Raw genomic sequence first — 22,056 nt, forward strand, 5'->3', positions numbered from 1 at the left:
TAGGCGCATTCCGGTGAAGGAATTACTTTCCTTCACCGGAATCAACACCAATGAGTAAAGAATACTTTGTTTACATCCTGGAATGTCGTGACAAAAGCTATTATACGGGTATCACCGAAGATCTGACCAAGCGAACGTATGACCATAATGATGGCAGAGACTCCTTATGTTATACATACAGCAGACGGCCAGTTACACTGAAATACTTTTGTCGTTTTATGGATCCCCGTCAAGCCATCGCTTTTGAGAAACAGATAAAAGGTTGGAGTCGGAAAAAGAAAGAAGCGCTGATAAACGAAAACATTGATTTGCTTCGCAAATTAGCTGAATGTAAAAATGAAAGTAGTCACCAGAATAAAGGCATCGACGACTCGCAACATAACAAATGCAGCTAACACATGTTTAAGCGAACACAGGATGTAGTAAAATAAGTGTCACCATGAGCCAAGACGAAGGGCCAAAACACAATGCTTCGACTACGCTCAGCATGACAAATGCGACTAACACAGGTTTAAGCGAATACGGGGTGCAGTAAAATAAGTGTCACCCTGAGCGGAGGCGAAGGGCCAGGCACAATGCTTCGACTAAGCTCAGCATAACAAATGCAGCTAACACATGTTTAAGCGAACACAGGATGTGGTAAAATAAGTGTCACCCTGAGCGGAGGCGAAGGGCCAGGCACAATGCTTCGACTAAGCTCAGCATAACAAATGCAGCTAACACATGTTTAAGCAAACACAGGATGTGGTAAAATAAGTGTCACCTGAGCGGAGGCGAAGGGCCAGGCACAATGCTTCGACTACGCTCAGCATAACAAATGCAGCTAACACATGTTTAAGCGAACACAGGATGTGGTAAAATAAGTGTCACCCTGAGCGGAGGCGAAGGGCCAGACACAATGCTTCGACTACGCTCAGCATAACAAATGCAGCTAACGCATGTTTAAGCGAACACAGGATGTAGTAAAATAAGTGTCACCATGAGCCAAGACGAAGGGCCAAAACACAATGCTTCGACTACGCTCAGCATGACAAATGCGACTAGCACATGTTTAAGCGAATACGGGATGTGGTAAAATAAGTGTCACCCTGAGCGGAGGCGAAGGGCCAGGCACAATGCTTCGACTAAGCTCAGCATAACAAATGCGACTAACACATGTTTAAGCGAACACGGGGTGTGGTAAAATGAGTGTCACCATGAGCGGAGGTGAAGGGCCAGGCACAACGCTTCGACTACGCTCAGCATGATAAACATGAATGAAAAGATCTAATGAAAATCAAACTAAAAAAACTAGCAAAATGGAGTGGCATCAGCATTATCAGTGCTGTGCTACTCTTCTTTTTACTGGATCTTATTTTCCCACTAAAAGCAGATGTCGAATATGCACCCGTTATTATGGCAAAAGACGGAACGGTACTGCATGCATATATCACCAAAGATCAGCAATGGCGCATGAAAGCACGTCTGGACGAGATCACGCCACAACTCAGAGAAGCAATACTCTTTAAAGAAGACAAACATTTCTATCATCACTATGGCGTAAATCCGCTAGCCGTCGGCAGAGCTGTCATCAACAACATTTTTCATCTGCGGCGCACCTCCGGCGCATCCACTATTACCATGCAGGTAGCGCGCATGTTGGATCGCAAGCCACGTAATTACTGGAACAAATGCGTGGAGATGTTTAGAGCCATACAGCTAGAGAAAGATTATTCCAAAGAAGAAATACTGCAGTTGTATCTAAACCTCGTTCCTTACGGGTCAAATATACAAGGGGTAAAAGCGGCATCTATTCTGTATTTCAACAAAACACCAGATCAGCTTTCATTAGCAGAACTTACTGCGCTAAGCATCATCCCAAACAGACCCAACTATCTCGTTATCGGAAAAGACAATGACCGCATTATCGCAGAACGAAACAAATGGCTGCACCGTTTTGAAGCAGCACACCTTTTCCCCGAAACAGTAATACAGGATGCATTACAGGAGCCACTCACGGCATCGCGCCATGCAGCACCAGATGGCATGCAGCAATTCTCCTGGCGCATGCGTAACGTCTATCCTGCCGCTACGGAAATACATACTACAATTGATCCTGCAGTACAGAAAAAAGCAGAAGACATTACTACCAACTACAGCAAAACACTGAATCTGCAGGGAGTATATAACGCCGCTGTTTTCATCGTCGACAACCAGACGCATCAGGTACTGGCCTACATTGGCTCTCCGGATTTTGAAGACAGCTTTCATCAGGGACAGGTAGATGGCGTACGTGCAGTACGCTCACCGGGCAGCGCGTTAAAACCATTGCTGTACGGCCTCGCATTTGATAACGGAATCAATACGCCTAAAACAATCATCGCCGACGTCCCAGTTAATTTCAAAGGTTATGCACCTGAAAATTATGACCTCGCTTTTCATGGTAATGTAACTGTCGAAGATGCACTAAGACAATCACTGAATATCCCGGCAGTTAAAACGCTTAATGATCTAAGCGTAAAAACATTTACCGAAAGTCTTGTAAAATGTGGTTTTGCATCTATCTGGCACGACCGCAAAAAAATGGGACTGTCTATGATCCTTGGCGGCTGCGGCGTGCGGCTTGATGAAATGACTAATCTATATTCATGCTTCGCCAACAACGGCGAGTACAATGCATTGCAATGGACGGTACCCGATAGCGTCTGGCACGATAAAAAAATCATCAGATGTTTGCCAGAGGGAACAAAAATTATTTCCCCTGCATCAACATACATGCTCACCAAAATCCTTTCGGAATTGCATCGCCCGGACCTGCCAAATCTTTTTGATCATGCAGGCAATATTCCACGCATCGCATGGAAAACAGGCACCTCTTACGGCAGAAAAGATGGCTGGAGTATTGGTTATAATAAGCGCTACACAATCGGCGTATGGACGGGTAATTTTTCAGGTGCAGGGGTGGCAGGATTGAGCGGCGCCGGCACAGCAACACCATTGCTTTTTCAGCTCTTCAATTCCATTGATCATAACGCAAGTAATGAATGGGTACAACCACCTCAGGATGTGGCTTTCCGGCTGGTATGTGCACGTACAGGCATGCTGCCGAATGATTTCTGCAACGAACAAGTTACCGATCTCTACATTCCCGGCGTATCAAAAAATGAAGTGTGCAATCACATGAAAGAAGTATGGATTTCGGCCGACAGTAAATTTAGCTACTGCACTTCTTGTCTTCCGGTAAATGGTTACATCACCAAACTGATGCCGAATATTTCGCCGGAAATGGCTGTGTATAATACCGTGCATCACATCCCGTATGAAAAAATCCCACCGCACAATCCCTCCTGCACGCGCACGTTCGAAGGACAGGCGCCAATGATCAATTCATTACAAAATGAAATGACCTACCTCATCATCGACAAAGGACAGCAGCAATTGCAGCTTTCCTGCGCTACCGCTAATGATGTGCAGACAGTGTACTGGTATATCAACGATCAGTTTTTCGGCAGTTGCCGTTCCAACGATAAATTATTTTTTGCGCCTGCCGATCCGAAGGTAAAAATCTCCTGCACCGATGATAAAGGCCGCACCAGCAATATCCAGATCAAGGTAAAATTTATGTAGTCTTCTTTTCTGCCTGTTGCCAACCGATGAGCACAACACCGACAATCACCAGCAATGTACCACCGACCTGTGCCGCAAATATGGGCTCACCCAGTATCCAATGCGCCTGCAATATCGTGGATACCGGTCCGATACTCGACACTATAGCAGCATTATTGGCGCCAATACTTTTCATGCCGTAAGAAAGCATAAAGGAAGGAATCACAGTTGCAATCAAAGCCAGCAAAACACTGTACCCAATGAAAGTTCTATCCAGGTTCACATTGTGATAGGCCCCAGAAAACAGGCCATGCAGCAACACGCCTACCGTTGCCGCCAGCATAGCATAAGCGGTAAACTTAACGGCACCTACTTTCGGTACCAGTCTTCCACTACCTACCAGATAAAATGAATAAGTAACAGCGCAGGTAAAGACCAGCAAACTCCCTTTAAAGAAATCAGGATTGGAAGTATCAATGTGCAATTCGCCTAAATAAGCAATAAAAACCCCTGCATAAGTCAACAGCAGCGCCAGCTTTTGCAACGGGCGCATCTTTATTCGAAACAACCATTGATTGAGGACAACAGCAAAACTCGGATACAGGAATAGTATCAATCGTTCCAAACCTGCCGAGATATACTGCAATCCCAGAAAATCAAACAGACTGCTTATGTAATACCCTGTTGCACCGGTAGCCAGTATCCAAAACCATTGCGATCGTGTGAGCTTTTTATTATCCGCTCTTCGCGAAACCAGCAACGCTGCACCAATATAGAATGGCAATGAAAACAACATCCTTAAACTCAGCAGCAAAAGCGGCGTAGTGGCAGTATCGGCAAAAGCTTTTTTGACAATGATTGCTTTCGTAGAAAAGAAAATAGCACCCAGTACGGTTATGACCCAGCCGATAACGGCTTTTTTATTATCCTGCTTCACAAGAATGACTTCGTAAGACTTGCGAAGGTAGGCTGAAAAGAGCAATCGGTTAAATGGCCGATTGGTTAAAAGCCGGCACATACCTTATCCATTGTCAACTGTCAATTGTTTTCAATAAATTCGGACGGTAACCTCTGTTATGAAAAAGCTCATCATCATTATTTGTTTGCTTTTCGCCGTCGACGTTTCCTTCGCGCAGCAAAATTTTGAGACCAGGCTTTCCAACGCCGCTATTTCACTCACAAAAACGAAAGTCAGTTATGATGGCACCTACTACAGAATCCCTTACCCAAACGGTGATGTACCGGCAGATAAAGGCGTTTGCACCGATGTAGTAATCAGAGCATACAGACTTGTGGGCATCGATCTTCAAAAACTGGTACATGAAGACATGACTAAAAACTTCTCCAAATACCCGCAGAACTGGGGCAGAAAAACGCCTGATGCAAGTATTGATCATCGTCGCGTACCCAACCTGATGACGTTCTTCGGACGCTTCGGGAAAACAAAAACGTTGTCAGATAACGCTGCCGATTATACACCAGGAGATATTGTAGCCTGGGATCTCGGACACGGTTTAACCCACATCGGCATTGTCATCAATCAGCGGTCGGCTGATAATAAACGCTACCTGATCGTACATAATATTGGCCACGGACAGGAGATTTCTGATTGCGTTTTTTCTTATAAAATAATTGGTCACTATTATTACACGGGAAGCGTACGTTGATAAGTTGACACGTTAATAAGTCAGCGTATTCACACGCACAACTCTTACTTCAAAATCATCACAGCGTGTTCATAACGCTTACATCATAATTCATCACTAACGTCAATTAACTATTGCCTCGTGCACATAAACGCCCAACAATTCTTCCTGCTTTAAACCAGAAAAATGTACTGAAGTAAATTCCGGAACGGGAAGGAAATAAACCTGCTGAGGCGTCAGCTTCAAAGTCTTAAAAAAATCCGTCACCGGCTTATCATCTTTCGCAAGTGCATAAAATGAGAAACTGCTTATCGTCTCATGTTGAAAAATGCCTGAATTGTTTTTGCAATCGAGATACACATTGCCGATCAAAAAACATTTGCCTGCGAAAGGTGAATCCTTACTATTGCGCAATCTGTTGAACAGTGAATTTTTATACGCCGGATTGATATGCGCCACGCCATGTATCAATACATTGATCCGGTTTTCGTAATTGAAATAATGCAGTGCTATTCCTTCCAGTGCCCGCTCATAAATAAATTCGTCACGACCAGAACCAAACTTCTGCGGTGCGTTCAAAGCAAAAAGCATTTGCCCGATCCTTGCCTTTAATGAAGGAGCTGCATTCACTTGCATTCCCTGCAACTGACTGATCAGGCTACGCGTATCTTTTGCAGTGAGCTTAAAACCATTCACCAGCCCGATGTATGCTGAGATCAAACTCGTATCCATACTGGCCGCTGCTAAATCATCAGATGTTTTCCGAAGCAGATAGACAAACGATTGATTCCGTTTATACTGCTCATCGTATTCAAAATCACAACCAAAAATCTTCGCAGGTATTTGCTGTGCTACAATTTGATTCCAAAATTCAGGTGAAGGATAAACACCTTTAGGCAGCAAAGTTTTTCCACCGGAGGAAAGAAAATCATTACACCACACTGCCATCGAGAAAGGCACTTCCAGAAAAAGATTAATCGTATCGGCTGGCTGTTGCCCGTGAATATGTTTCAGTATATCCAGATAAACATTGGTGTTCGCCAGCGCACCGTGCATTTCGTTTACAGTGATAAGGCTCCCCTTCTTGTCTCTGATATCAGGAAACCTGGTTTCCATTTGTATTTGCGCCTTCGTTGCGGGAAGAAAAACAATCAGGAACAGCGCGGCAAAAATGTATTTCATAGTGATCATGTATCTAATAACGCCAGGGCAGCACAAACCGACATATTTCTGTCAAAGTTTTTCCACTTCAGAAGTAACCGCCCATATTATTTGTAGCTTAGTTAAGACCACCATTTATGAAAAGAAGTTTGCTCCTGATAATATTTCTTTATGCTGCAAGTATGGCAAACGCCCAATGGACGCATCTGGACACAGGATATCCTACGCTCAATATAAGCAAGCTCGCATTCCCTGCACCTGCTATCGGCTATGCGCTCTGCGATTTTAATCTGCTGCAGACAACAGACAGCGGCAAACACTGGAAAGTCAACCGCACATTCCCTTACAATAGCTATGTGCGCCTCACCATGCAGTTCATCACACCGGCCAGAGGCTGGATTGGCGGCGGTCAGTTTCCCGATGGATTTATCTGCCGTACCGTGGATTCAGGTAAAACATGGACAACATTCAGCACCCCGCTTCGGCAGATCTATGCACTTGATTTTATTGACTCGCTGAATGGATGGGCTGTGGGTAATGACAACGACAGTCATCCGGTTTACCATACAACAGATGGCGGTATTACCTGGAAAGAACAAGCCTTGCTTGACGACGTACAACGCAGTATTTACTTTGTATCGGACTCCGTAGGGTGGTCTGTGGGCGATAATGGCACCCTCTGGGCCACAAGAAACGCTGGTGCAAACTGGGAGCGACAAACCTGCAAGGACGTCTTCCATTTCAGCTCCGTTTACGCCATTTCCGACTCAGTTGCATGGGCCGCGGGCGGCTATCTGTATGGCGGCTGCTATTTTACCAAAAACGGCGGTCATACCTGGACAGAGCAGGAACTTCCTTCTCTGGCACATCTCAAACAAATAACTTTTACCTCGCGCACTACTGGCTGGGCTGTTGGCGACCGCGGTACATTGCTCTTTACGGACAATGCCGGCAAAAACTGGATTCAACTGCCCACTGGCACCCGCGCAGATTTATCCGGCATTGCTTTTCCAACGCCGGATAAAATCATCATCGGTGGCAAGGAAGGACTTATCGAAACAAAATCATTGAATCGCTAAGCAAACAGGCCCGCTACATTTCTTTTTGCAACCAGCAGACATACTCCGGTTATGCTCCCTTGCGTCGCACATTTCATCGTCATTGCTGCTATTGAGCATATCTGATATATAAAAAAACGGTTCCGAACCGGGTCAGATACTCCATTTAACCGGGTAGCGGGTGGTTAATTTAAACATGCAGATTGGTTCCCGACGTGAGCAGATACCGTATCCAACCGGGTACCAATTGCAAGAAGACCGGGTGTGATTGGGTGGAATAGATAATAGCATTGAGTCAAAAACCTGATATTATCCGGTTGTCAACGGTTTCCTACCCGGTCCGATTGACTATTACACCCGGTCCAACAGTATGTTTAGGGCACTTCCAGACAGTATCCGCTGGTGTAATTAACGGATTCCAACCCCGTAAAACAGAGAAAGGAGACCCGTCCAGGTCTCCTTTCTTATCGTTGTTTTAGTGTTTACTATCCTTTATTTAAGGTATCGGTAGTAGTTTCGGTACTAGTATCAGCTTTGTGAGTGGCGGGAAACAACTGTTTGATACCCTGATATTTGGTAGTATAACCGGCGCCAGTTGCATTACTGGCTTTATACTTTGTATAATCATAATCCAGCAATGCGTTGTGATAAAGACTGTAATCATATAAGATACGGGTATCACCGCAGATTTCCAGTATTTGCCGCAACTTGCTTTCAATAGCCGCCAGTCCATTTCTTGCAGTGAGATTTCTATCAAAAAGATCCCAGTTTACATCTGGTGAAGAATACGCAGGATTGGCCACGTGATAATCATATACTTTATTTACCAGCAACTTGTTCTGTTCATTGATACTGCCGTACTGTTGTCGCTCCGGCGGTGTCAGGTGGTTTATAATTCTGTTGCTGACCAGTGTTTTCGCCAGCTCATCTGCCAGCTGGGTCAATGCAACAATCGCTTTGTCGTCAATGGGGTTTTGCACCAGATCGTTTAGAGGCATTCTTTTTGATTTTAAGATTAAGAATGAATTGAGTATCACAAACGACGTGCCGATTTTAGGGATAAAAGGTTAAAAGCGGATAAAAACAATGGGCCAACCCGTCCGGTTCAATCCACTAACGTATTAGCAAATTATCGTTAGTTACTCAACCATTTCCACCGGCGCCAAACACTTTTCTCATTTTCACTGTCTTACTATAAGCTGGGACTATATATAAGCTGTATAATTATACATCCTCGCATATTTTATCTATTTTTAAAACACTGAGTATACCTGAACTAATACGATGATACCTATGAATATTTTTACCCGAAAGCTCTTACTTGTTACACTGGCTGTTTTCTTCTGCTGCTTGTCGGCCTGGGGACAAACCGCCAATTTTACGGCCAATAACGTCACAGGATGTGCGCCGCTGGTTGTGCAGTTTACAAGTACGTCTACCGGTACCAATGCCAGCACCACATACAACTGGAATCTCGGCAATTCCGTTACTTCGGTGCTGCAAAATCCGTCTACCACTTATTCTACTGCCGGTACCTATACGGTTACGCTGACGGTATCAAACGGAGGTAGTTCCAATACCAAAACAATCACCAATTATATTACGGTGAAGCCTTCGCCTGCTGTCAACTTTACGGCGAGTCCTTTGGCAGCCTGTCCGGGTAGTACCATTCAGTTTACCAATACATCGGCACTTAATGCTACGGGCAATGGTACGTTTCTCTGGAACTTCGGCGATGGACAAACGTCTAATCTGGAAAATCCATCACACTACTTTCCAAACCCGGGATTTTACAACATCACGCTGCAAGTCACCAACAGTGCCGGTTGTACCAAAACAAAAGTTGACTCTGGTTATATCCATATCTACGATCCACCTACAGTTGATTTCACAGGCAATACCAATTTGTGCAATCCTCCGGCAGCAACTACGATTACAGCGACAGCGACCGGCGCAAATCCTTATACTTATTCCTGGACTTACGGCGACGGCGGCAGTGGCTCCGGCAACCCGACTACCCATACTTACACCACCAATGGCAACTATGATGTAAAAGTGATTGTAACGGATGGACATGGCTGTAAAGACACCGTGTCCAAGACTGCATTTATGCATGTTTCTACCGTGCAGGCATCCTTTACGGGCCCTACCAGTATCTGCGTAAAAGACACCGCTCATTTTACCAATACATCCAATCCCCTGTCGGGCACCGCATACTGGGATTTTGGCGATGGCACCACGTCTACCAATCTCGATGGCAACCATGCCTATACCACTGCAGGCACGTACACCGTAAAAATGATTGCGTACTCCGGCTCCTGTACCGATTCAATAACGCATACCATTACAGTGCGTCCTTCGCCTACGCCGAACTTTACATTTGCACCACAACTGGCTTGCCCGGCGCCGGCAACCATCAGTTTTACCAACACATCTGGCGGCGGCAACGGTTATACCTGGAGCTTCGGCGACGGTGGTTCCAGCACAGCTACCAGCCCTACACACACATATACCAACAACTATGTTTTTCCGGTGACGCTGATCGTTAGTTCTTCTTTTGGCTGTAAAGACTCCGTTACCAAAGACGTAGGCATCTATGATCTGTTTGTGGATATCTATGCCAGCAAAACATCTGGCTGTGCACCGCTTCCGGTCGATTTTAAGCCATTCCCGAAAACACATACCGTTCCACCACTGTATAATTCAACTACAACTTATCCTGGCACAGCAGTAAGCTATACCTGGGATTTTGGCGACGGCACCGGCACTTCTACTCAAACCATGCCTTCGCATACTTACCAAAGCCCTGGTGTTTATCTGGTGAAAGTGACAGTGGTAACCGCCAATGGCTGTACCCATACAGATTCTATGGCGATAGAAGCAGGTCCGCACCCAACAGCCAATTTCACGGCAACACCAACCACTACCTGTCTCCATGATCCGGTACATTTTACCAATCTGTCTCAAAACGCTACTTCCTTCGAATGGGTATTTGGTGATGGTGGCGTATCTACCCTACCAAGTCTGGACTATCCGTTTTCACTGCCTGGTATCTGGGATGTAAAACTGTATGCATACAATAATGGTTGTGCCGATTCACTGGTAATGCCGGCATTAATCACAGCGCTGGCACCAAAAGCAATGCCTGCAATGTTGTATAGTTGCGACACAGCGCTTGCTGTAAACTTTGCAGATAATTCACTCGGCGACAGCACCTGGATCTGGAAATTTGGTGACGGCACCTCTTCCACAGTCAAAAACCCATCGCATGTTTATCCGGCGCTCGGCACTTATACCGGTCAGCTGATCACGCATAACACCACTACCGGCTGTAGCGATACGGCGCAATTCACGGTAACGCTCATCAACCCGCAGCCAGATTTTAAAGCTTTGGATACTGCGATCTGTAAAGATGACACCGCCTTTTTCCAGGCACTCAACGTTCAAGATATGGGCGGCTTCGGCTGGACAGTGACGCCTACAGCAACATTCCTGGATACGCTTCCGAATTTTAAATACAAGTATCAGGATACCGGTATCTACAAGATTACGCTCATAGCGAAAGACGCACACAGTTGCGTGCACACGGTTACTAAAACAGCCTACATGCACGTATCTAAGCCGTATGTCAATTTCGGAGCCACACCGCCTGTGGGTTGTACGCCAATGATCGCGCAGTTTAAAGATTCCACCAGGGATATCGCCGGCACTTATTTTACTAACTGGATATGGTCTTTCGGAGATAATACTTCTGCCACGCTCACAACGAGCGGCAATACCAACCACACTTACTATAATGCAGGTGCCTACGATATAAAACTGACTGTAACAGACAATGTAGGCTGTACGGATTCGTTTACACGGCTTGCATACATCGAAGCAAGGCATCCGCATGCCAGTTTTACGGCCAGCAAAACAGGACCTTGCATCGGTGAAATCATTAGTTTCTACAACAACTCTACATCACCAACGACACTCAGCTCCAGCTGGGATTTCGGAGATAACACTACCTCAAATGCAACCAACCCGACGCATGCTTATGCATCGACAGGTGTATTTACGGTAAGACTGATTGTTACTGATCCTACAGGTTGTAAAGACACTTTTACGCGTACCAATTATATCTCCATTACCAAACCACACGCGGCTTTCAGCATGAGTGATTCCCTCGCCATCTGTCCACCGCTCAATGTGCAGTTTACCAATAACAGTACCAATGCCATCGCTTTTAACTGGGATTTCGGCAACGGTGGTAGTTCGCAGGTCGCTAATCCTGCCAACTTCTTTAATAATTCCGGACAATACACAGTGATGCTCGTGGCTATTGATGGACAAGGTTGTCGTGACACCGCCCGCGATAGTGTTCGCGTACTGGGTTATGCGGGTGCGCTCACCTATACGCCACTCACAGGATGTATGCCACTGACGGTTCAGTTCACCGCAAGCATTGCAAACGTTCCATCTCTGATCTGGGACTTTAGCGATGGTGTGACGGCCAGCGCCACCGGTACTACCGCCACACACACTTATACAACAATGGGCGCTTTTGTACCGAAGCTGATCATCAGTGACGGAAATGGCTGCCTTACTTCCAGCACAGGTCTGGATACAATTAAGGTAGACGGCGTGATTGCTAATTTTACTTATCAGCACCCTGCCTGTGTGCATTCACCGGTAACGCTCCAGGACAGCTCTTATAGTCCGTTCTCTGCTATCAATGGCTGGATGTGGGCATTCAACGACGGACAAACCGGCGGCGGACAAACGACCATGCATACTTACGATACGGTTGGTACTTATCCGGTAACACTGATTGCAATCAACAGTCAGGGCTGCCGCGATACGATTGAGAAAAACGTAACAGTAATTGGCCTGCCAACGATCAGCGCAGGACTGGATACCGTGATCTGTGTGGGCGATGCTGCTACCTTACAACCAGATGGCGGTGTGTCTTACACATGGGAATCTTCGCCGACGTTGAGTTGCACCAATTGCACCAACCCTCAGGCCAATCCGACCACGCCGACTTCTTATATCGTTATCGGTACAGGCAGTAACGGCTGTAAAAACACAGATACAGTAATGGTGTCGCTGAAAACTAAAACAGTAGCGGCAACCGGCCCCGACGGAGAGATCTGTAACGGCGCATTCTATATGCTGCAGGCCATTGGCGGACAACGTTATCAATGGTCACCGGCGGCGAGTCTGGACAACAGCACTTCAAAAACACCGAAGGCTTCACCAACTACCAATACCAAATACATGCTCATCAGCTGGGAAGGCAGCTGTATTCCGGATACGGATTATGTAAACATTGTGGTGCATCCGAAACCAATTGTAGATGCAGGTTCCGATCAGCAAATTGTGGCTGGCAACACGGCCGTTCTGCATGGCAACGGGTCAGGCATCCGCCAATATGTATGGTCGCCTGAAGAGACGCTGAGTTGTGACAGCTGCGCCAATCCTACGGCTTCACCGAAGCTTACTACTACTTATACCTTGCTTGGCTATACTGATTTTGGCTGTGTGGATTCAGATGTTGTAACCATACATATTCTCTGCGACCAGAGTCAGGTGTTTGTACCAAACTCATTTACACCAAATGGCGATGGCCACAATGATTATTTCTACCCTAGGGGAAAAGGACTAGACAAAGTGAAATCATTCCGCGTATTTAACCGCTGGGGTGAAATGGTGTATGAACGGACTTCTTTTGACCTGAATGATAAAACGACCGGCTGGGATGGCACTTTCAAAGGACAACAACTACATGCGGATGTATTCGTATACATGATAGAAGGGGTCTGTGACAATGGAGAATCTATTTCATGGAAAGGTGATGTAACGCTGATTCGATAACCGTTTTAAAGAAGAAGATTTATGAAAAAGCTCAGTTTACGTTCCATATATTTTTCTCTCGCGCTGCTGGCCATTAGCTCGCTAAAGGTTTCGGCGCAAGACATTCACTTCTCTCAGTTTTATGAAACATCGATTCTGAGAAATCCGGCACTCACCGGTATTTTCTCCGGCGATTATAAAGTGGGGGCCATTTACCGCAGTCAGTGGAGCAGTATCAGCGCACCGTTTCAGACGGCATTAGTAACAGCTGAAGGCCGTGTAGCGGTAAGTGATGAAGTTAATGACTTTGTTAGCTTCGGATTGCTCGCTTACTATGATAAAGCGGGTAGCATTAACCTGCAGACGTTATCAGTCTACCCATCGATCAATTATAACAAATCGCTGGAAGATAAACACGAGTCGTACCTGTCGCTCGGCTTTACCGGCGGCTATGTACAACGCAGTTTTGATCCGGGTCGTATGACGTTTGACGAACAATATCAAAACGGAATTTTCAATGCTACGAATGCAAATGGTGAAACATTGCCTAATCCCAAAATAACGCAGTGGGATCTTGGTGCGGGCATCAACTTCAGCAGTAGTGCAGGCCAGAATAACGATGTAGCATATATCGTCGGCGTAGCGGCATATCATCTTACCCGCCCGAAAGATGCATTCTTTACCGATGAATCAGACATTCGCCAGGACACCCGCTGGAATATCAATGCAGGACTTGGCTGGCGCGTCAGTGATATATGGAAGGTGCAGTTTAATGGCAACTATATGCTGCAGGGCTCCTATAACGAAACGATTGCCGGCGGCTTACTCTGCTGGAACAAAATGGATGATCAGATGCGCGAAGTGGAACTGGCACTTTATGCAGGTATTTTCTACCGGGTAAACGATGCGATTATTCCAACTTTCAAATTGACTTACCGCGATTTTGGTGTAACTGCCAGCTACGATTTCAATACCTCGAAGCTGAAGGCTGCGAGTAATCTCCGCGGCGGGTTTGAGATATCGGCTTTCAAAACAGGACTGTTTAAAGCACAATTCGACAGGGCCAGAACGGTTTGTCCGAAAGCGTGGTAAATCACTGATTTCCGATTGCTGATATCTGATTTGTAGGCAGTACGCGATCAAACGCCAATGTAAGAAACCATTTAAGACCAGCCGGACGGCTCAAAGTCGTCTGGCTGTTGTTTATATGACCAGGTATGGACCGTTTCAACTCCAGTAACCGCTTGATACTTACTACTTGCTACTTTATACTGTAAAAGGCCTTGACTGGTCTGTTATATTTTTTTAAATTTATAGAATTGTTTAAAAGGATCTTTGCTTATGAACACCACCTTTACCCGAAAACTATTTCTGTATTGCATATTACTACTAACTCTATCAACAGTGTCGCTTGCCCAAACAGCAAGTTTTACAGTCGACAAAACATCTGGATGTGAACCATTGCTGGTCACATTTACCAATACATCTACAGGAACAAGTGCGGGCACCAACTACCAGTGGTCCTTCGGGAATAATGCCAACGCAACCAATCCCACAGGGACTATCTCTACTAGTTACTATGTAACCAGCGGGTACTCTACTGCCTATACGGCAACGCTCACCGTTACTTATCCAAACGGCAGCGTAAGCACCGCAACCCAACAGATTACAGTATACGCTTCTCCGATAATAAATTTTACAGCCAGCGATACAGCAGGCTGCCCCTGGCTAACAACAACATTTACCAGTAACATCACCTGGAATTCGCCCGGCACCGGTACTATCACCGGCTGGGATTTTGGCGATGGCACCAGCCCTCCAACTGCAGCTACGGTAACACATTCCTATAATTCCGGCTACTACAGTGTCACGCTGATTGCTAAAAACAGCGCAAACTGTACCACATTTAAAACGGATACCAATTTAATTCACGTATACAATCAGCCCGTAGCAAACTATACGATCTCCCCTTCGGCAATCTGTAATGTTCCCAGTGCAGTGACTTTTACTAACACCAGTACCGGTTTTGGTCCATTCACTGCTGCCTGGAGTTTCGGAGATAACAGTTCAGGGACTGGCTCTCCGGTATCGCATACTTACAGCAATGCGGGTAACTACTCTACCGTAATGATTGTAACCGATGGCCACGGATGTAAAGACACGGCCAACATACCGCTGCCGGCCGCACAGGTTACTCCGGATTTTCAAGGTCCGACAGAAGCCTGCGTAGATGAACCTGTCACTTTTAATCAGACAACATCTCCGCCGGTAATCAGCTATTCCTGGGATTTTGGAGATGGCGCCTCAGCCAGTGGATTTACGGCACCGCATGTTTATACCACTGCAGGTACTTATACCGTAACGATGACAGCTTTTAATGGCGGCTGTTCGGTTACAAAATCCAAAACGATCGTCATTCATCCGAAACCGGTGATCAATTTTACGGCATCGCCACTTAATCCTTGCCCTTCTCCTACACCAATTCAATTTACGAATGGCACTACTGGTGCTACAAGTTATACCTGGAACTTCGGTGACTACACAGCCACTTCCAATCAAACGGATCCGCTGCATACCTACATGTCTGATGCCAATTTCGATGTAAAACTCGTTGCCACCACTCAATACGGTTGCAAGGATAGTCTGACCAAATACTCCTACATCAAGATCAATCCATTTAACGCAGCTATCATGGCTGATAAATTAGGGGGCTGTATTCCGGTTACAATTAACTTCTCTTCCAACAGTAATGGCTATCCTTATGCAGTTACGTCTCAAACCTGGGATTTCGGCGATGGTACTTCTGGTTCTACGCAATCTGCGGTACAGCATACCTATCCCGACTCCGGCACTTATTACGTTACCCTCACGCTACACACAGCAAATGGCTGTAGCAAAATTCTGACGCAGACCGTCCATTGTGGCGTACCGCCAACTGCCAATTTCAGCGCAGCACCATTAGTTGCATGTGTAAAAGAACCAGTTCAGTTTTTCGACAGCAGCTCTACAAATACTACTAATTGGGAATGGGATTTTGGCGAAGGGAATTCAAGCCAGCAAAACCCGACCCATGCGTACTCTATTCCGGGAACGTACACAGTAAAACTAACAGCCTACAACAACGGGTGCCCGGATTCAATGGTAAAAACGAACTACGTTCATATCAATTTTCCGAAATCGAAGGCTACATTCAGTTATAGTTGCGATACAGCTTTAAAAGTAAATTTCACCAACAACTCACTCGGTGCTACGGGCTGGCTGTGGGATTTTGGCGACGGTACCACTGGTTCCTCTTTCAATGCATCTCATACTTATCCCGCAATCGGTAACTATACGGCCCTGCTTATTACATGGAATGATACTACAGGCTGCCATGACACACTGGCCATGCAATTGACCATCGTTGGCCTTGTTCCTTATTTTTCTACTACAGATACAAATATCTGCCGCGACAGACAGCTCAAGTTTACGTCATCGGTAACAGGTGGCGCTCCTACCCGTTACGACTGGACGGTCAACGGCTCTACCTGGTATGACACTACTGCTAATTTTGATTATAAATTCGTGTATTCTGGCATTTACACGGTTGCAATTACGGTACGTGATATTCATGATTGCTACCAAACCTATACCAGAACCAATTACATCCACGTTGGCTGGCCATCTGTCAACTTTAGTGTAAACCCGAGTATCGCCTGTGCTCCGGCAAATGTTTTATTTACTGACCAGACAACCGATATAGCGGGCAATTACACAACGGCACGTGTCTGGGATCTTGGCATAGGCAGCCCGATATCCAGCCCTAACTCCACAACGGTAACACAGCTCTATACGGCCGCCGGTAACTATACCATCAAACTAAAAGTCACGGATAATTTTGGCTGTACCGATTCACTCACATTAATTGATTACCTGAAAGTACGCAAGCCCGTTGCCAATTACTCGGCTACCAATCCTATTTCCTGCCCCGGCAAAGCGGTATTTTTCCTGAACAATTCACAGGGTTCACCGCTGCACTATCAATGGGATTTCGGCGATGGCACGAGCTCAACCCAAACCAATCCAAACCATATATACAACCAGCTGGGTACATTTACCGTAAAGCTGGTTGCGATAGATTCTGTGGGCGGCTGTAGAGACTCAATCGTCAAGCTCAATTATATTACGATTGTAGCCAAGCCAACCGCAGCATTCACCATGAGCGATACGTTCAGAATCTGTCCGCCACTCGTCGTGAATTTTACCAATAACACTGTTGGCGGCAGCTCCTATTTCTGGGACTTTGGAGATAACGGCAATTCGATTCTGCAAACACCATCGCATGTTTATAATTCCGGCATTTTCGTTCCGAAACTGATTGCTACCAATGCTTATGGCTGTACAGATACCGCAACGGGTAAGGTGCGCGTACTGGGTTATTCCGGAGAGCTTTCATACACACCGCTTTCCGGTTGTGCTCCGCTTACGGTCAACTTCACTGCGTTAGAACAAAATGTGCCAGGCTTTATATTTGACTTCTCCGATGGCCATACGACCCCAACCAATGCACAAACCACGACACACACGTATACAACTGCGGGAACGTATATTCCGAAACTGATCATGACCGACAATGCCGGTTGTTCTGCAATCAGTGTTGGTCTGGACACAATCAAAGTAGACGGTGTTATCGGCGGATTTACATTTACACCTTATCCGGCTTGTAACAGCGGTACGTTAACGTTTATCGATACATCACACGGTACCTACTCAACAATCAACAGCACTCTCTGGGTTTTCCACGACGGTGTTACCAGCACTGCTGCGTCACCTACGCACAGCTACAATGGTGTCGGCACTTATGCGGTCACACTGATACATACTACGACAACGGGTTGTAAAGACACACTGCACTCAGATGTTACATTCTATCCGCTGCCAACAATCGATGCCGGTCTTGATACTACTATTTGTCTCGGCGACTCAGCGATATTGATGCCGGCGGGCGGCGTTACTTATACCTGGATGCCGGCCGGGTCACTGGATTGCGATACCTGTACGCATCCACATGCCGGACCAACTGCATCAACCTTATATACCGTAACCGGTAAGGATATTCACGGATGTGCCAGTACTGATACTGTTCGCGTATCCATCAAAACCAAAACTACAGCCAGCTTCAGCGCAAACGGCGAAATCTGCGAAGGCGATACGATACAACTGCATGTCTACGGCGGACAAGTATACAACTGGACGCCACCACTGGGCCTCGACAACGCACATATTGCCGACCCTGTAGCGCATCTGGATACAACGGTGAATTATGTTGTGATTGTTTCGGAAGGAAGTTGTATTCCTGACACTGGCTATATCAATGTCCTTGTGCATCCGCGTCCACACGTAGATGCCGGCCAGGATCAGACAATGGTTGCAGGTAACAGTGTACAGCTTTCCGCTACTGGCAATCATATCGTCAGCTATGCATGGACACCTCCGGAAAGTCTGAATTGTAATACCTGCGCAGATCCCGAAGCAACGCCAAAAAGCACTACCGATTACGTGGTGCGTGCTTATACAGATTATGGTTGTCATGATTCAGACAACGTAACCGTCCACGTGATCTGTCAATCAAGCCAGGTCTATATTCCAAACACATTTATCCCGAACGGGAACGGGACCAACGATCGTTTCTATCCGCGTGGCAGAGGTATTCGTCAGATCAAACTCTTCCGTATCTACGATCGCTGGGGAGAAATGATTTTTGAACGTAAAAACATCGACGCCAACGATTATAACAACGCATGGGATGGTACTTTCAATGGTAAGGAACTAAGCCCTGATGTTTATGTATACACAATTGACGGCGTCTGTGATACAGGTGAAGAATTTAGCTGGCAAGGTGATATTTCTCTAATTCGTTAAAAGCAAAACCAACAACATGAAAAAAGTTTTATGCAGTATCGGATTATTGGTTTGCCTCTGTAACGTTGCAGACGCACAAGACATACATTTTTCTCAGTTCTACGAATCGGCTATACTCCGGAATCCCGCACTTACGGGCATTTTCTCGGAAGATTATAAAGCTGGCGTACAATACAGAAATCAGTGGAGCAGCATCGGGAAACCATTTAAAACAGCACAAGTTACCGGTGAATTTCGATTACCTGTCGGTAAAGAGGGTAACGATTATCTGACACTCGGTTTTCTCGGATTTTCAGATAAAGCAGGGCAGATCAATTTCAAAACAACTGCGTTTTATCCGTCAATCAACTACAACAAATCTTTAGAAGGCAATCACAATTCATACTTGTCTGTAGGCTTTACTGGCGGGTTTGTGCAACGCAGCTTCGATCTTTCCAAGATGACGTTCGATAATCAATATCAAAATGGAACGGTTGTTGCATCTGCCGGTGCAGGTGAAAATTTGCCGAATCCTAAACTTAATCATTGGGACCTCGGCGCAGGCGTAAGTTTCAACAGCAGCTTCGGCAACGACAATAAGAACAGCTACTACATTGGTTTTTCAGGTTACCATTTTACACAGCCAAAGGAGTCTTTTTATGATCAGGGTTCGGAGATCAATCTCGCTGCAAGATGGGGTTTGAATGCCGGTCTCAACCTCACATTCGATGACGCATGGAGCGCGCAGCTGCACGGCAACTATATGCTGCAGGGCGCTTATCAGGAAATCATCGTAGGCGGATTAGTACGCTGGAGCAAATTCAACAATCAGAACCGTCGCGATTTTGCGTTTTCGCCCGGTTTGTTTTATCGCGTAAATGACGCCATTGTGCCAACTGTAAAACTGGAATACAAAGGTCAGGTCTTTGCAATGAGCTATGATGTGAATATTTCAACTTTACAAACAGTATCCAACCTTCGGGGTGGGTTTGAACTGTCCTTCTTTACAACAGGATTTTTTGGTAGCGGCTACAACGACCGTCATATGTGTCCGCGTTTTTAAAGGAATGCAGTCATCGGCTCGCAATGATTTGGCTGCAGCGGCGTTGGCACCGTTCATCAATATTAATTCTGTGCATCAATATCACGTGCTGACAATTAATCAAACATCTGATGAATATTGTAAAAATCGCAACCGCCATTACTCTTGCTACGTTTAGCTTTCACGCAACGGCCAAGGAAAAAGATTACCTCGGGGAATGCTGGAACAAGCAAGTAAAAGCCATATCGGAAAAGAGTTTTTTATCCTTTCATTTTACAGAAAAGCTCAACGAGCTCACTCATAATTTTGAACCATGGAAGACGACACACTATGATGCGAACGGTATTATCTACACGAATGCCGATTACTTCCTGAAAGATGATACACTCACCAATACCACCAGTAAACGCACTTACTATTCTAAAACGCAATACAGTCCGGCAACACTACTGCTCCTCGATTACGGCGATAAGGATTTGTATGCTGTTACAAAAGACATGTTTACCGATCAGCCTGTAAAAGCCGCACGTTATACCCCTTCGCTACTCATCGGTAATTTCAGAAAAAACAAAACAGAATTAAGCCGGGAAAGCAATAAAACATCTGCTGTTTACCAACAGACAATTAATAAAACGATCGTAAAACTGTACATCAGCAAATCGACAGGTTTACTTGATAAAATTACCACACTCAGTGACGATGACCTCTTCGGTGATGTGCTTACAACCTACAACTACAGCAGCTATCAACAATCGGGAAAGCAATTATATTATCCGAAGGCCGTTTACATTTCCAAAATAAACGGTAAAGTACTGGATACGGTGCGCATTGAAAATACGGAACTAGTCAGCTCGGCTCCAGACCTATTGAAACAGCCGGACAACTACACATTCAAAGAAAAAGAAGAGAAGAAACCAGCGTTCACCATAGAGCAATACAGCGATCATATTCACTTCATCAACCTGGAGCACACCAATGATAGAGTGATGGTTGTCGAGTTCAAAGATTTTCTGCTGGTGGCGGAAGCACCGTTAAACAGTAAGAACGGCGATATAATAGTTGCAGAAGCGCATAAAATTGCCCCTGACAAACCAATCAGATATTTTGCCTTCTCTCACTATCATCCGCACTATACCGGCGGATTACGGCCGTTTGTACACGAAGGTGCCACGGTACTAAGTACGGCGGGAGATACGGCTTATATACGCTATTTAGCTACCAATCCACACAGTTTAGCTCCCGACAAACTATACACGGATCCCAAACCACTTCAATTTGAAATAATCGACAGCCAGAAAACGATCACAGACGGCGAGTACATTATGCGATTCTATTATCTCGGTGCACGTTCCCATCACACAAAAGACTATCTCGTTTATTACTTTCCGTCTGAGCAGTTACTGTTTGAAGGAGATTTAGTCGGGATTCCCAAAGATGGCACGGTAAAGAAATCCAGTGCGCCACAGCAGGGCCTTTATGATGCTATTATCGGCTGGCGTATACCTGTAAAAACAGTAATACAATCCTGGCCTGTATCAGATTACGGCCTTAAAACTCAGATTCCGTTTTCAGACATCGTGGCAGCGTCAAAATAATTCGATCATTAAAATGAATCCTGCAGGTTGCCTTCCGGCAACCTTTTTTATTTGCAGCCACCGTAGTTGCCCTGATTCGGCTGCATTGGCGTTGGCACCGTTCATCGATGGCAATGCTGTTTGGCCATGCGTGTAGTTTCCCGCAAAAAGGAGCAGCAGAGAAGCAAGGCGTTTTTTCACAAAAATGGGGCGCTCGCAACGACACGAAGGCACGGAGGTATTTATCGTTAAGCAGCACACAAAAAACGGAA

General features: G+C 45.7%; 13 protein-coding genes. 9 read left to right on the top strand and 4 right to left on the bottom strand.

The window, feature by feature from the left end; genetic code table 11:
* Positions 1–50: 50 nt before the first annotated feature.
* Complete coding sequence (locus DN068_RS05255) at positions 51–395, top strand: GIY-YIG nuclease family protein (protein WP_110997848.1); 345 nt, start codon at positions 51–53, stop codon at positions 393–395.
* A gap of 874 nt (positions 396–1,269) precedes the next feature.
* A complete protein-coding gene (gene pbpC, locus DN068_RS05260; protein ID WP_110997849.1) occupies positions 1,270–3,606 on the top strand; it encodes a penicillin-binding protein 1C in 2,337 nt (778 codons plus the stop codon).
* Here the strand turns inward: pbpC and DN068_RS05265 are convergent.
* The gene (locus DN068_RS05265) at positions 3,599–4,603 is read right to left on the bottom strand and encodes a DMT family transporter (protein WP_110997850.1); all 1,005 of its coding nucleotides are present in this window, start codon (positions 4,601–4,603) and stop codon (positions 3,599–3,601) included. The genes pbpC and DN068_RS05265 overlap by 8 nt on opposite strands.
* 58 nt (positions 4,604–4,661) lie before the next feature.
* Here DN068_RS05265 and DN068_RS05270 point away from each other — a divergent pair, with 58 nt between their 5' ends.
* The gene (locus DN068_RS05270; protein WP_110997851.1) at positions 4,662–5,252 is read left to right on the top strand and encodes a DUF1287 domain-containing protein; all 591 of its coding nucleotides are present in this window, start codon (positions 4,662–4,664) and stop codon (positions 5,250–5,252) included.
* A 102-nt stretch (positions 5,253–5,354) separates the two neighbouring features.
* On the opposite strand, the gene DN068_RS05275 is transcribed toward DN068_RS05270, so the two are convergent.
* The gene (locus DN068_RS05275) at positions 5,355–6,413 is read right to left on the bottom strand and encodes a hypothetical protein (protein ID WP_123985237.1); all 1,059 of its coding nucleotides are present in this window, start codon (positions 6,411–6,413) and stop codon (positions 5,355–5,357) included.
* 116 nt (positions 6,414–6,529) lie between these two features.
* Between DN068_RS05275 and DN068_RS05280 the strand changes: the two genes are divergently transcribed.
* Complete coding sequence (locus DN068_RS05280; RefSeq protein ID WP_110997853.1) at positions 6,530–7,471, top strand: WD40/YVTN/BNR-like repeat-containing protein; 942 nt, start codon at positions 6,530–6,532, stop codon at positions 7,469–7,471.
* Positions 7,472–7,935: 464 nt separating this feature from the next.
* Here DN068_RS05280 and DN068_RS05285 read toward each other — a convergent pair whose 3' ends face one another.
* Positions 7,936–8,448 (bottom strand): hypothetical protein, encoded by a 513-nt coding sequence (locus tag DN068_RS05285; protein WP_110997854.1) that lies wholly within the window; start codon positions 8,446–8,448, stop codon positions 7,936–7,938.
* A gap of 295 nt (positions 8,449–8,743) precedes the next feature.
* Here DN068_RS05285 and DN068_RS05290 point away from each other — a divergent pair, with 295 nt between their 5' ends.
* The 5 genes from DN068_RS05290 to DN068_RS05310 all read left to right on the top strand — a co-directional run bounded on the left by DN068_RS05290 (position 8,744) and on the right by DN068_RS05310 (position 21,805).
* Positions 8,744–13,309 (top strand): PKD domain-containing protein, encoded by a 4,566-nt coding sequence (locus DN068_RS05290; protein ID WP_165836287.1) that lies wholly within the window; start codon positions 8,744–8,746, stop codon positions 13,307–13,309.
* Between the two features lie 21 nt (positions 13,310–13,330).
* Positions 13,331–14,380: a PorP/SprF family type IX secretion system membrane protein gene (locus tag DN068_RS05295; protein WP_110997856.1), complete on the top strand. Its 1,050-nt coding sequence runs from the start codon at positions 13,331–13,333 to the stop codon at positions 14,378–14,380.
* Positions 14,381–14,629: 249 nt separating this feature from the next.
* Positions 14,630–19,189, top strand: coding sequence for a PKD domain-containing protein (locus DN068_RS05300; protein ID WP_110997857.1), 4,560 nt, complete (start codon positions 14,630–14,632; stop codon positions 19,187–19,189).
* A gap of 16 nt (positions 19,190–19,205) precedes the next feature.
* Positions 19,206–20,231 carry a PorP/SprF family type IX secretion system membrane protein gene (locus tag DN068_RS05305; RefSeq protein WP_110997858.1) on the top strand — a complete coding sequence of 342 codons (1,026 nt, stop codon included), beginning with the start codon at positions 19,206–19,208 and terminating at the stop codon, positions 20,229–20,231.
* 110 nt (positions 20,232–20,341) lie between these two features.
* Positions 20,342–21,805 (top strand): MBL fold metallo-hydrolase, encoded by a 1,464-nt coding sequence (locus tag DN068_RS05310; protein ID WP_110997859.1) that lies wholly within the window; start codon positions 20,342–20,344, stop codon positions 21,803–21,805.
* Here the strand turns inward: DN068_RS05310 and DN068_RS22230 are convergent.
* Positions 21,797–22,056, bottom strand: a 260-nt coding sequence (locus tag DN068_RS22230; RefSeq protein WP_207798860.1) for a hypothetical protein, incomplete at its 5' end; no start/stop codon positions are given. The genes DN068_RS05310 and DN068_RS22230 overlap by 9 nt on opposite strands.

It is taken from the genome of Taibaiella soli, assembly GCF_003236175.1.
GTDB lineage: Bacteria > Bacteroidota > Bacteroidia > Chitinophagales > Chitinophagaceae > QKTW01.

Bases quoted from the DNA above. Each gene is read 5' to 3' on its own strand.
- DN068_RS05295 (WP_110997856.1), top strand. From the start codon at position 13,331: ATGAAAAAGCTCAGTTTACGTTCCATATATTTTTCTCTCGCGCTGCTG.
- DN068_RS05280 (WP_110997853.1), top strand. From the start codon at position 6,530: ATGAAAAGAAGTTTGCTCCTGATAATATTTCTTTATGCTGCAAGTATG.
- DN068_RS05300 (WP_110997857.1), top strand. From the start codon at position 14,630: ATGAACACCACCTTTACCCGAAAACTATTTCTGTATTGCATATTACTA.
- DN068_RS05270 (WP_110997851.1), top strand. From the start codon at position 4,662: ATGAAAAAGCTCATCATCATTATTTGTTTGCTTTTCGCCGTCGACGTT.
- DN068_RS05265 (WP_110997850.1), bottom strand. From the start codon at position 4,603: ATGTGCCGGCTTTTAACCAATCGGCCATTTAACCGATTGCTCTTTTCA.
- DN068_RS05310 (WP_110997859.1), top strand. From the start codon at position 20,342: ATGAATATTGTAAAAATCGCAACCGCCATTACTCTTGCTACGTTTAGC.
- pbpC (WP_110997849.1), top strand. From the start codon at position 1,270: ATGAAAATCAAACTAAAAAAACTAGCAAAATGGAGTGGCATCAGCATT.
- DN068_RS05285 (WP_110997854.1), bottom strand. From the start codon at position 8,448: ATGCCTCTAAACGATCTGGTGCAAAACCCCATTGACGACAAAGCGATT.
- DN068_RS05305 (WP_110997858.1), top strand. From the start codon at position 19,206: ATGAAAAAAGTTTTATGCAGTATCGGATTATTGGTTTGCCTCTGTAAC.
- DN068_RS05275 (WP_123985237.1), bottom strand. From the start codon at position 6,413: ATGAAATACATTTTTGCCGCGCTGTTCCTGATTGTTTTTCTTCCCGCA.
- DN068_RS05290 (WP_165836287.1), top strand. From the start codon at position 8,744: ATGAATATTTTTACCCGAAAGCTCTTACTTGTTACACTGGCTGTTTTC.
- DN068_RS05255 (WP_110997848.1), top strand. From the start codon at position 51: ATGAGTAAAGAATACTTTGTTTACATCCTGGAATGTCGTGACAAAAGC.